Origin of the sequence: Nocardia sp. NPDC051929 (genome assembly GCF_044548645.1) — a bacterium.
Classification (GTDB): Bacteria; Actinomycetota; Actinomycetes; order Mycobacteriales; family Mycobacteriaceae; genus Nocardia; species Nocardia sichangensis.
Genome location: NZ_JBIUCG010000025.1, coordinates 1 through 12,127, shown reverse-complemented (window position 1 = coordinate 12,127; position 12,127 = coordinate 1). Strand labels below are relative to the sequence as shown.

The 12,127-nt window shown below is 64.7% G+C and carries 9 protein-coding genes; 8 read left to right on the top strand and 1 reads right to left on the bottom strand.

The window, feature by feature from the left end; all coding sequences use genetic code 11:
- The first annotated feature begins 5 nt into the window (after positions 1-5).
- Positions 6-1,703 (top strand): cytochrome c oxidase subunit I, encoded by a 1,698-nt coding sequence (gene ctaD / locus ACIHAX_RS29865; protein WP_379253502.1) that lies wholly within the window; start codon positions 6-8, stop codon positions 1,701-1,703.
- A 20-nt stretch (positions 1,704-1,723) separates the two neighbouring features.
- On the opposite strand, the gene ACIHAX_RS29860 is transcribed toward ctaD, so the two are convergent.
- The gene (locus ACIHAX_RS29860) at positions 1,724-3,160 is read right to left on the bottom strand and encodes a short-chain fatty acyl-CoA regulator family protein (protein WP_397280884.1); all 1,437 of its coding nucleotides are present in this window, start codon (positions 3,158-3,160) and stop codon (positions 1,724-1,726) included.
- Positions 3,161-3,314: 154 nt separating this feature from the next.
- Between ACIHAX_RS29860 and prpD the strand changes: the two genes are divergently transcribed.
- The 7 genes from prpD to ACIHAX_RS29825 all read left to right on the top strand — a co-directional run.
- Entirely contained in the window at positions 3,315-4,817 is a 1,503-nt protein-coding gene (gene prpD / locus ACIHAX_RS29855) for a 2-methylcitrate dehydratase PrpD (RefSeq protein WP_397280882.1), read from the top strand.
- Positions 4,817-5,731, top strand: a complete 915-nt coding sequence (gene prpB, locus ACIHAX_RS29850) for a methylisocitrate lyase (protein ID WP_355074235.1) — start codon at positions 4,817-4,819, stop codon at positions 5,729-5,731. The genes prpD and prpB overlap by 1 nt, the downstream gene beginning before the upstream one ends.
- Positions 5,732-5,757: 26 nt before the next feature.
- The gene (locus tag ACIHAX_RS29845; RefSeq protein WP_397281014.1) at positions 5,758-6,909 is read left to right on the top strand and encodes a bifunctional 2-methylcitrate synthase/citrate synthase; all 1,152 of its coding nucleotides are present in this window, start codon (positions 5,758-5,760) and stop codon (positions 6,907-6,909) included.
- A 249-nt stretch (positions 6,910-7,158) separates the two neighbouring features.
- Entirely contained in the window at positions 7,159-7,869 is a 711-nt protein-coding gene (locus ACIHAX_RS29840) for a DUF6069 family protein (RefSeq protein WP_397280879.1), read from the top strand.
- A gap of 608 nt (positions 7,870-8,477) precedes the next feature.
- Complete coding sequence (locus ACIHAX_RS29835; RefSeq protein ID WP_397280877.1) at positions 8,478-9,389, top strand: cutinase family protein; 912 nt, start codon at positions 8,478-8,480, stop codon at positions 9,387-9,389.
- A gap of 318 nt (positions 9,390-9,707) precedes the next feature.
- Positions 9,708-11,420, top strand: a complete 1,713-nt coding sequence (locus ACIHAX_RS29830) for an acyl-CoA dehydrogenase family protein (RefSeq protein ID WP_397280875.1) — start codon at positions 9,708-9,710, stop codon at positions 11,418-11,420.
- A 162-nt stretch (positions 11,421-11,582) separates the two neighbouring features.
- Positions 11,583-12,127: ABC transporter ATP-binding protein (locus tag ACIHAX_RS29825; protein WP_397280873.1), on the top strand; the 545-nt coding region annotated here is incomplete at its 3' end.

Here is a 12,127-nt window from a genome sequence, read left to right as displayed (position 1 = left end):
TATCGATGACTCAGGTGTCGTATCCACTCGCACCGCAGGTCACACCGACCAGGCCGTTTCCGGCGCGGACGGCTCCGAAGGGCTCGGTGTTGTGGCGGCTGGTCACCACGACGGACCCGAAGGTGCTCGGCATCATGTATCTCGTCGCCGCGACCGCCTTCTTCTTGCTCGGCGGTTTGATGGCGCTGCTCATGCGCGCGGAACTGGCACGGCCGGGCCTGCAGTTCCTCTCACCCGAGCAGTACAACCAGCTGTTCACCATCCACGGCACCGTCATGCTCCTGCTGTATGCGACTCCGACGGTGTTCGGATTCGCCAACGCGGTCCTTCCGCTGCAACTCGGAGCACCCGACGTGGCATTTCCCCGGTTGAATGCCTTGAGCTTCTGGCTGTTCCTCTTCGGCGGGACGATGGTGGTCTCCGGATTCGTGACACCCGGCGGCGCGGCTGATTTCGGATGGACGGCGTATACGCCACTGAGCGACATCATCCACGCGCCAGGCCCCGGAGCCGATCTGTGGATCATGGGCTTGGTCGTATCCGGTTTGGGCACCATTCTCGGCGCGGTGAACATGATCACCACCATCGTCTGCCTGCGCGCGCCGGGCATGACGATGTTCCGCATGTCCATGTTCGGGTGGAACATCCTGGTGACCAGCGTGCTGGTGTTGCTCGCGTTCCCGATTCTCACCGCCGCCTTGATGGCGCTGGCCTACGACCGGCATCTCGGCGGGCACATCTACGACGCCGCCACCGGTGGCGTTCTGCTCTGGCAGCATCTGTTCTGGTTCTTCGGGCACCCCGAGGTCTACATCGTGGCACTGCCGTTCTTCGGGATCATCAGCGAGATCCTGCCCGTGTTCAGCCGCAAACCCCTGTTCGGCTACGGCCCTCTGGTGTACGCCACCATCTCGATCGGAGTGCTGTCGGCAGCGGTATGGGCGCATCACATGTTCGCGACCGGGGCGGTGCTGATGCCCTTCTTCTCGATGATGACCTTCCTGATCGCGGTGCCGACCGGGGTCAAATTCTTCAACTGGATCGGCACCATGTGGAAGGGGAACCTGACTTTCGAGACCCCGATGCTGTTCGCCGTCGGCTTCATCGTCACTTTCTTGTTCGGCGGACTGTCCGGCGTCATCCTCGCCAGCCCGCCATTGGACTGGCAGATTCACGACACCTATTTCGTCGTAGCCCACTTCCACTACGTGTTGTTCGGCACGATCGTATTCGCCACTTTCGGCGGAATCTACTTCTGGTTCCCCAAGATGACCGGGCGCTACATGGACGAACGCCTGGGCAGGCTGCATTTCTGGACGACATTCGTCGGCTTTCACACGACCTTTCTGGTTCAGCACTGGCTGGGCGCCGAAGGCATGCCCCGCCGGTACGCCGACTATCTGCCGACCGACGGGTTCACCGCGCTGAACGCCATCTCGACCATCGGATCGTTCATTCTGGGCGTCTCGATGGTCACGTTCGTATGGAACGCGTTCCGCAGCTACCGCTACGGCGAGGTCGTCACCGTGGACGACGCCTGGGGCGGGGGAAATTCACTCGAATGGGCCACGACCTGCCCGCCTCCTCGGCACAACTTCTACGAACTCCCCCGTATCAGATCCGAACGCCCGGCCTTCGAACTCCACTACCCACACATGCGAGAACGGATGCGCGCGGAATCGTACGTCGGCTGGGGCTCGTAGGTGGCATGAAGCCGGTGTGATCATCGCGGTTCGCCGCGATGGTCGGCCGGGGTGTAGGGGATGTTGGCGGCGCGGTTCTCATCGACCCGGATCGCGCGCCCGAGTTGCGGGAAGGCGCGCTGGGCGCAGTCGGGGCGTTCGCAGATCTTGCAGCCCGCGCCGATGGGCACCGCGGAGGTGTCGTCGTGGATGGGCAGGCCGTGGGAGTAGACGAGCTTGTCGGCGTAGGCCAGGTCGCATCCCAGACCGATTGCGAAATCCCTTCTGGGAGAGAGGTATCCGGGGGTGCTCTCGTCGGTGGTTCGGGCCAGCCAGAGGTATTTGCGTCCGTCGGGCATCTCCGCGATCTGGGTACGGATTCGACCGGGTGTGGTGAAGGCCTCGTGGACGACCCACAACGGGCAGCTGCCGCCGACCCGGGAGAAATGGAACGCGGTCGCGGATTGGCGTTTGGAGATGTTGCCCGCGCGGTCGGTGCGTACGAAGAAGAACGGGACTCCGCGTCGTCCGGGGCGTTGCAGCGTGGACAGGCGGTGGCAAACGGTCTCGAAGCCGACCTCGAACATCGCCGACAGCAGATCGATGTCGTAGCGCAGCTCTTCGGCGGCGTCCCGGAACCGGGTGTAGGGCAGGATCAGCGCCCCGGCGAAGTAGTTCGCCAATCCCACCCGCAGGAGCTCGCGCGATTCGGCCGCCATCGACTCCACCCTCGCGGTCAACGCATCGATGGTCGCGGTCTGGGTGAGAAAAGCCAGCTGCGTGGCGAGCTGAAAGGCCCGCTGACCGGCGGAAAGCCTGCGGGCGAGCGTGATACGGCCCGCTTCGGGGTCGTAGACGCGCTTGGGGCCGGGGCGGTGTGGGTCGTCGGATCTGATCGCGACCGTGATGCCGTGCCGCTCGCGCAGGAGTTTGCTCAATTGCAGGTCGAGGCCGCCGATGCCCATACCGTGGTCGGCGAAGAGTCGTTCGGCGGCCTGGTCGAGTTCGGGGATGTGGTTGCGGTGGTCGTAGAAGAAGTCGCGCACGTCCTCGTACGGCATGGCACGACCGGGGTCGGCCGTGGGGCTTTCGATGCCCGCGGAGAATCGTTCGAGTTGTTCGGTCGCGCCACGCAGACGCCGGTGCAGGCTCACCAGGACGCGGGCGGCGGCGGGCACCCGGGAGACCAGGTCGTCGAGTTCGGCGGTGGACACCGTCGTGCCGTCGGGATCCTCGGCGAAGACGTCGTGCAGGTCGGCGAGCAGTCGCGCGTCGGTGTCGGCGGCGAAGAACCCCATGTCCAGGTCGAAGGTGGAATTCAGGCGTAGCAGCACCGGCACCGTCAGGGGCCGCTGATCGTTCTCCAGCTGGTTGACGTAGCTGACCGACAGCGCGAGCGCCTTCGCCAGGCCCGATTGCGACAAGCCGCGTTGCTCGCGCAGTGCGCGCAGCCGTCCGCCCGCATACATCTTCTGCATGCTCGCGAATGTAGCACCACGAGATTTCGCAATTTCCACAAATTTGCTGATTTCGGTACGCAAAATTCGGCATTTGTAACGGATTTCCCGCGTGCATAGGTGTGTGTAGTGTGCGAAAAGAAACCCGGAAATTGATGATCTGGAGGCTTCCGTCGTGAAAAACCACTTCGTCCGCACGCGCCGCTCCGCTGAGCACTTCCCCCGCGAGGAGCACCTCGCGTGGCGGATCGCCGAGGTTGCCGCGGACCCGGTGGCGGTCGCTCCGGAGACCGAGGAGATGATCGTCAACCGGATCATCGACAACGCGGCGGTCGCGGCGGCGTCGGTGACGCGTCGTCCGGTGGCCAACGCGCGCGCCCAGGCGCTGGCGCACCCGTACCAGCCGGGCGCGACCGTCTTCGGCGTCGACGGTCGATGCTCGCCGGAGTGGGCGGCCTGGGCCAACGGCGTGGCCGTGCGCGAACTGGATTTTCACGACACGTTCTTGGCCGCGGAGTACTCCCACCCCGGCGACAACATCCCGTCGATCCTGGCGGTAGCCCAGCATGCCGGACGCGGCGGGCGGGATCTGATCCGCGGGTTGGCGACCGGATACGAGATCCAGGTGGACCTGGTGCGGGCGATCTGCCTGCACGAGCACAAGATCGACCACGTCGCCCACCTCGGCCCCTCCGCCGCCGCCGGTATCGGCACGCTGCTCGGCCTGGACATCGAGACCATCTATCAGGCCATCGGTCAGGCACTGCACACCACCACCGCCACCCGGCAATCGCGCAAGGGAGAAATCTCCAGTTGGAAGGCCTACGCACCCGCTTTCGCCGGGAAGATGGCGGTGGAAGCGGTCGATCGTGCCCTGCGCGGTGAAGGCGCGCCGTCGCCGATCTGGGAAGGGGAGGACGGCGTCATCGCCTGGCTGCTGGGCGGCCCCGACAAGGAGTATTCGGTGCCGCTGCCCGGCCCGGGTGAACCCAAGCGCGGCATCCTCGACACCTACACCAAAGAGCATTCCGCCGAATACCAGAGCCAGGCGCCGATCGACCTGGCGCGCCGGTTGCGTGAGCGGATCGGCGACCTGGACCGGATCGCCTCGATCGTGCTGTACACCAGCCACCACACGCACGTGGTGATCGGCACCGGATCGGGCGATCCGCAGAAGTTCGACCCGACGGCGTCCCGCGAAACCCTCGATCACTCCGTCACGTACATCTTCGCCGTCGCCCTGCAGGACGGCGCCTGGCACCACGAGCGCTCCTACGCCCCCGAACGTGCACAGCGACCCGACACCGTCGAGTTGTGGCGCAAGATCTCCACCGCCGAGGACCCGGAGTGGACCCGGCGCTATCACTCGACCGACCCGAACGAGAAGGCGTTCGGCGCCCGTGTCGAGGTCACGCTGAAGAGCGGCGAGGTGATCGTCGACGAACTCGCGGTCGCCGACGCGCACCCGCTCGGCGCGCGGCCATTCACCCGGGACCAGTACATCGCCAAGTTCCGGACGCTGGCCGAGGGAGTGATCGACGCGGGCGAGCAGGACCGCTTCCTCGACGTGGCCCAGAGCACCCCGCAGCTGTCCGCCGAGGAACTGGGTCAGTTGAACTTCACCGTCTCCGACGAGGTACTCGCGCGGGCGCCGAAATTGCCGAAGGGACTGTTCTGATGACCGGTCTGCTGGCCGCGGCCACGCCGGCCGCCGACAAACGCGCCGCGTTCCGCGCGGGGCTGGCCTCCGGAACGATCCAGCGTTTCCCGGGCGCGTTCAATCCGCTGGTAGCCAAGCTGATTCAAGAAATCGGCTTCGAAGGCGTGTATGTCTCCGGCGCGGTGGTCTCGGCCGATCTGGCGCTGCCGGATATCGGGCTCACCACCTCGACCGAGGTGGCGGAGCGCGGTCGGCAGATCGCGCGCGTGACCGATCTGCCGGTGCTCATCGATGCCGACACCGGCTTCGGCGAGCCGATGAGCGCCGCGCGCACGGTCTCGATGCTGGAAGACGCCGGAATCGCGGGCTGCCATCTCGAGGATCAGGTGAATCCGAAACGGTGCGGTCACCTCGACGGCAAGGCTGTGGTGCCGGTCGAGGAGATGGTGCGCAGGCTCCGGGCCGCGGTGTCCGCCCGGCGGGATCCGAATTTCGTCCTCTGCGCGCGCACCGACGCCGCCGGGATCGAAGGCATCGACGCCGCGATCGATCGGGCCGGGGCCTATGCCGAAGCGGGCGCGGACCTGATTTTCACCGAAGCGTTGCGCACCGTCGCGGATTTCGAGAAGTTCCGGGCCGCGATGCCGATTCCATTGCTGGCGAATATGACCGAGTTCGGTAAGTCCGAACTCATCCCGGCGGCGACACTGGAGCGGATCGGCTACAACGCGGTGATCTACCCGGTGTCCACCCTGCGGTTGGCGATGTTCGCGGCCGAAGCCGGGTTGCGGGAGATCTTTGAGCAGGGCACGCAATCGGGCTCGCTCGATCGAATGCAGCCCCGCTCTCGCCTGTACGAGCTTCTCCAGTACGAGCGATACAACGAATTCGATTCCGACATCTTCGATTTCACTCTGGGAAGGAACCAGTGATGAACACCGCATCGCCAAGCGATTCGATGGGGGGCGGTGGTCGGGCGACGGGTGGGCCGGAGGCCGCGGTACCGACCATAGCCAAAGGTCTGGCAGGCGTCGTCGTCGACACCACGGCCATCTCGAAGGTGGTGCCGGAAACCAACTCTCTGACCTACCGTGGGTACGCCGTACAGGACCTGGCCGCACACTGCGGTTTCGAGCAAGTGGCGTATCTGCTCTGGTACGGCGAGTTGCCCTCGGACGCCGAACTGGAGCGGTTCCAGCAGCGAGAACGCGCGGCCCGCCGGGCCGACCGGTCACTGCTGTCGCTGGTGGCCAAGTTGCCCGACACCTGCCACCCGATGGATGTGGTCCGCACCGCCATCAGCTACCTCGGCGCGGAAGACCCGGCCGAAGACGACAATTCGGCGAACGCCAACCGCGCCAAGGCTCTTCGCATGTTCGCGGTGCTGCCGACCATCGTCGCGGCCGACTATCGCCGTCGCCATGGCCTGGACCCGATCGCACCGCATTCCCATCTGGGGTACGCGGAGAACTTCCTGAACATGTGCTTCGGGACCATCCCGTCGCGCGCGTTGGTGGAAGCGTTCGAAGTGTCGTTGATCCTCTACGCCGAGCACAGCTTCAACGCCTCCACCTTCGCCGCCCGCGTCGTCACCTCCACGCAGTCGGACATATACAGCGCCGTCACCGCCGCCATCGGCGCATTGAAAGGGCCCCTGCACGGCGGCGCGAACGAAGCCGTCATGCACGACATGCTGGAGATCGACGACCCCGCGCTGGCCCAGGCATGGTTGCGTAACAAGCTGGCGCGCAAGGAGAAGGTGATGGGCTTCGGCCATCGCGTCTACAAGAACGGTGACTCCCGCGTCCCCACCATGAAGAAAGCCTTCCTGGATATCGCCGCGGCGACCGACGGCCAGAAGTGGGTGCGTATATACGAGGTCCTCGAGCGCACCATGCGCGAGGCCACCGGCATCGAACCGAATCTCGACTTCCCGACCGGCCCCGCCTACTACCTGCTCGGTTTCGATATCGAGGTGTTCACCCCGATCTTCGTGATGAGCCGCATCACCGGCTGGACCGCGCACATCATCGAGCAGGGCGAATCCAACGCGTTGATCCGGCCACTGAGCGAATACGTGGGCGTCCCGCAACGGACGGTCGTCGCCTGAACTTTCCGCACCGCGGATCGTGCTCAGGTGCGATCGGCCGGGAACCGGGAGGAGTTGTCGGCTGGGCCACGGCGCTCCTCAGAACCGATCGGAGTCCGGCACCTTACTGATCTCCGCCATGGCGGCGCTGGCCTGTGTGTGACGACTGCGCGCAACGGGAATTCAATAGGGGGCAGCGGCCCTTGCGGCCCCGCCCTACACTCGACGCACACGCAAGCTCTCCACGGAGGTGATCGGCGGTTGAATCCCATGAATCCGCGCGACCAGCACACCGCACGTTATGAAGCCGGTTATCAGCCGGGCGATTACCGTGATCCCGGGTACGGCCAGGATCGCGGGTACAGCCAGGCCTCGGGATACGGCCAGGATCACGGGTACGCCCAGGATCACGGGTACGCCCAGGATCACGGGTACGCCCAGGATCACAGATACGACCAGGATCACAGATACGACCAGGCGTCCGGATACGGCCAGGACCAGGGACAGGGCGCGTATCAGCACTCCGAACGCCCGGAGAGGCAACCTCGGTCGCGGCAGGAGCCGGACGTCAATATCGGCATGTTCGTCGGCGGTGTGATCGCCGCGGCGGTGGTAACCGCGCTCGCGGCGTGGTTGTGCGCCTGGATCATCGAGATCATCGCCACCCGGGTGAGCGAGAGCGGCAAGTTCGGGGTGTGGAACCCGATGGCCCAAGATGCGTACTGGTTCGCCGTGGTGGCATTCATTTGTGCGCTGTTGGGCGGGGTGCTGTGGTATCTGTTGCGCTTGGGCACTCCGTCGCCGGAGTTGTTCTTCGGCTGGATCGTGGGCATTCTGACCGCCGCGGCGGTGATCATTCCTCTGGCACTGTCCAGCGACCTCTGGGTCGGCATCTCCACCGGGATCGAACATTTGGTGATCGGGCTCCCGATCCTCAGCCTCGTGCGCATGGTGGGCGCGAAGAGCATCGTGCCCCGGTGATCGACCCTGCGCAGTGTTTGCACGCGCGCTGCCGGAGCCGGATGCCCATCCTTGCTCGGGGGTGGCCGTGGCATCGGAGGATACGTCGGGTGTGGGAGCGCGGTTGACCGAGGGGGGTGCACCTTCACTCGGCTTGCCGACCCATCCGCTGGGTATGTGACTGCCTATTCACCCTACCGCCACCATTGGTGGTGACGGCAGGGCCTGTCGTCCGCGGTAACGACGCACGTGGTGCCGCAAGCTGTGTCGTCGGGATGCGAGAAAACCACTACAGCAGTGGGAATGGACGGTACTCGCACTGGCTGATGTCTCCGGAAGCCGGGCGACTGAGACTGGGTTGCGATGAGCCGAGGCGGGACGCTGGACGATCATTATGTTAATGGCTATTCTTATACTCTGCCGACGTGTGGTCGTCCTTGTGCTCGCATGATCGGTGCTCGGCTCAATGAGGAGTGGCGCAGGTATGGATGGACTCAGGCGGCGCGGCGTCGAAACCCGTTGTGCGATCACGATCCGGAGCAACCGGTCTCCGAGGCGTCGAACTCGGTGCGGCCCGAACGGCATGACGGATTTCCTGCGGCTACCGTGATGAGCGCCTGAGGTATTCGATGCTCGCTCGATGGAAGACGATCGCCGCTGCGTTGGTAGCCGTGGCGGTGACCACCGTTCATCTCGGTGTCGTGTCCGCTTCGGACGGCGCACCGGCCCATTGCCCAGAGTTGTACGTCGTGGCGATTCCCGGAACGTGGGAAACGTCCAACACCGATCCGGGCAAAGGAATGCTCGCGCTGAGCCTGAATGATCTACCCGGGGATGTCCAGGTCGACTATGTCCCCTACGCGGCAACGGCTTTCCCATGGGAAAGCGAAGTGTACGGTCGCTCCAAACAGGAGGCGATCGACAAAGCGCGCGTCCTGGTATCGGCGATGGTCCAGCTGTGCGGGGCCACCCGGATCGCGCTGCTCGGCTACAGTCAAGGCGCGGACGCGGCAGGTGATCTCGCGGCCGAAATCGGTACCGGACTGGGCGTGGTGCCGCCACACCGGGTCGTGCTGGTCGGGCTGATCTCCGATCCTCGTCGCTCACCCGGCGACCTTCTGATCGGGCCGCCTGTCCCGGGTGCGGGCGCGATCGGCCCTCGCGCAGGGGGTTTCGGCTGGCTCACCACGCGGACCTACACCTTCTGCATCGCGGGTGACCTGTATTGCGCGATGCCGGACGGCGACTTCGCCGGACGCATCGCCGGCTTCTTCGTGCAACTGTCGAATCCCGATCCCGGCAACATGGGTGAATACCAGCGGCAGGCAATCGAAATCATCGGTGACGCACTGGCCGCGGGAGGCCTCGGTCTCTTGTCCGATCAGCTCAACGCCTCCGCTTACGAACAGCGGAAGCGGCAGATCGATGAATTCCTGAAGTCCGGCGTCCACCAGAGTTATCCCGCGTACGCCATCGGCCCCGATGCGGCCACGCCGTTGACCTGGCTGCGCCAGCGCCTCATCGAGGCGACGAGTTCCTGACCCTCCGTTCGGTAACGAGCACCTCGCCGCTGGAGCCGGTATCCACCGCGCCTGATCCGAGTGCACTTCTGCACCGGTATCCGGGATCCGGTGCGCCGCGACCTGGCCGCGGTCCACGATGGCGTGCGCCTGTGCGGGCCTGTTCTCGGCCTGGTCGAACGGCACATTGCCCGCGACACGCGACCAGGTCGTCGAACACCTCGCCGAGACGCTGACCGCTTACCGTCGCCTGTACCGCCGAGCCCCGTCCGATGATTGACGGCAGCTGCCGTCAGTTCTAAATTGAAGGCACTTGCCGTCAGTTCGAAAGGTGTCGTCATGGCCCTGTTCAACCCGAAGACCGAGACGTTCGAGGAGTTCGATCCCGCCACGCGGGCTCGGCTACGGTCGGTGGTCGACTTCTTCGAGCGGAAGGGCAAGCAGGCGCTCACCAGCGACGCGCACCGAGCGGAGTGGTACGAGGACTGGATGCGGTTCCTGGCGGAGAGCCGGATCATCGCCTACATGGCGACCCCGCGGGCGAGTTCGGGCGCGGATCCGGAGAAGCGCTGGGACACCGCGTTCATTTCCCGGTTCAACGAGATCACCGGCTTCTACGGATCGCAGTACTGGTATGCGTGGGGCGTCTCCACGCTCGGCCTCGCCACCATCTGGCAGAGCGCCAACGGCAAGGCGCATCTGCGTGCGGCCGAGGAACTCGACCGCGGCGGGATCATCGGGTTCGGGCTGTCGGAAAAGGACCATGGCGCCGACATCTACGCTACCGATATGCTGCTCTCTCCCGATGGCGCAGGGGGTTTCACCGCCACGGGCAGCAAGTACTACATCGGCAACGGCAACGTGGCCAGGATCGTGCCGACCATCGGCAGGCGCACCGACCTGGAGGGTTCCGACGCGTACGTCTGGTTCATCGCCGACAGCCAGCACCCGAACTACCGGCTGGTCAAGAACGTCATCCACGGGCAGAACTTCGTCTCCGCCTACGACCTGGTGGACTATCCCGTCTCGGCCGACGACGTACTCCACGTAGGCCGCAAGGCGTTCGACTCCGCGCTCGCCGCGGTCAACCTCGGCAAGTTCAACATCGGCATGGTCGCCTTGGGGATCGTGGAGCACTGTTTCTATGAGACGATCAACCACGCCGCCGCCAAGGTCCTGTTCGGGCACCCTGTCACGGACTTCCCGCAGGTGCGCCAGATCCTGAGCGACAGCTACGTGCGCATGACCGCCATGCGGCTCTACCACGAACGAGCGATCGACTACATGCGCTGCTCGACCCCCGAGGACCGCCGCTTCGTGATGTTCAACTCCATCGGCAAGATGAAGGTCACTCGCGAGGCCGAGCGCGTGTTCCGTGAACTCTCGGATGTCATCTCCGCCAAGGGATTCGAGAAGGACTCCTACTTCGCGACGGCACGCGGCACCATCGACTCGATGCCACGGCTGGAGGGCACCGCACACGTCAATATGGCCTTGACGTTGAAATTCATGCCGAACTTCTTGTTCAACCCCGCGGAACTGCCGCCGGTCCCGGTGCGACGGGATCCCGGCGACGACGAGTCGCTGTTCCGGCAACCGGGCGCGGCGGGGTTGGGCGCAGTGCGATTCGCGGATTGGCGGCCGGCGTACGAACGCTATCGGCACCTGCCCAACGTGGCATTGTTCGTCGAGCAAGCCGAGCGCTTCACTCATTTCCCCGTGCAGGCACCGCCTACCCCGGCCCAACTCGAGGATCTGGACTATCAGCTCGCGGTGGGGGAATTGTTCACGCTGCTGCCTTACGGACAGCTCATCCTGGAACAAGCCGAGATCAAAGGGGCGTCCGAGGACATTGTGGACTCGATCTTCGAGATATTCGTGCGCGACTTCTCCTCGTACGCGCTGGGAGTCTTCTCGAAAGCCTCCTCGACCACCGCTCAACAGGATTGGGCGCTGAGCGTGCTGCGTAAGCCGATCATCGACGTCCAGCGAACCGCGCGCCTGCACGACGAGGTGATGAGCCACGCGGGCGTGTTCGAAATGAACCCGTAGCAGGCCGCCCCTCCTCGACGGCGCACGCCGTCGCCGTCGAGGACGGTCGAGATTGCGCAGGAACCTGTTCCCGTACGCTTCTCTGTGAATTTCGAATAACTTTTCGCCGTGCGGGCGATGACCGAGCGCGCGGTTCGCCGGTGGGCAGCTCGCTGAGAATTTGTGGAGGTTGGCGTGGGCGTCGAGGTCAGGACCGAGAGTGTGACCAAGTCTTTCGGTTCCCAGCGCATTTGGCAGGACGTGTCGTTGACGTTGCCTTCGGGTGAGGTCAGTGCGTTGCTGGGGCCGTCGGGTACCGGTAAGTCGGTGTTCTTGAAGTCGCTGATCGGTCTGCTGCGCCCGGAACGTGGTTCGATCTTCATCGATGGCACGGATATCACGACGTGTTCGAACAAGGAGCTGTACGAGATCCGGAAGTTGTTCGGCGTGTTGTTCCAGGACGGTGCGTTGTTCGGGTCGATGAACCTGTTCGACAACGTGGCGTTCCCGTTGCGGGAGCATACGAAGAAGAGCGAATCCGAGATCAAGAAGATCGTGATGGAGAAGCTGGAGTTGACCGGTCTGCTCGGGGCCGAGGGCAAGCTTCCCGGTGAGATCTCCGGTGGTATGCGTAAGCGTGCGGGGTTGGCGCGGGCGTTGGTGTTGGATCCGCAGATCATTCTGGTCGATGAGCCGGACTCGGGTCTGGATCCGGTGCGTACCTCGTA

Coding starts and splice junctions, on each gene's coding strand:
- ACIHAX_RS29845 (WP_397281014.1), top strand. CDS start 5,758: ATGGGGGGCGGTGGTCGGGCGACGGGTGGGCCGGAGGCCGCGGTACCG.
- ACIHAX_RS29835 (WP_397280877.1), top strand. CDS start 8,478: ATGCTCGCTCGATGGAAGACGATCGCCGCTGCGTTGGTAGCCGTGGCG.
- ACIHAX_RS29830 (WP_397280875.1), top strand. CDS start 9,708: ATGGCCCTGTTCAACCCGAAGACCGAGACGTTCGAGGAGTTCGATCCC.
- ACIHAX_RS29860 (WP_397280884.1), bottom strand. CDS start 3,160: ATGCAGAAGATGTATGCGGGCGGACGGCTGCGCGCACTGCGCGAGCAA.
- ACIHAX_RS29840 (WP_397280879.1), top strand. CDS start 7,159: ATGAATCCGCGCGACCAGCACACCGCACGTTATGAAGCCGGTTATCAG.
- prpB (WP_355074235.1), top strand. CDS start 4,817: ATGACCGGTCTGCTGGCCGCGGCCACGCCGGCCGCCGACAAACGCGCC.
- ctaD (WP_379253502.1), top strand. CDS start 6: ATGACTCAGGTGTCGTATCCACTCGCACCGCAGGTCACACCGACCAGG.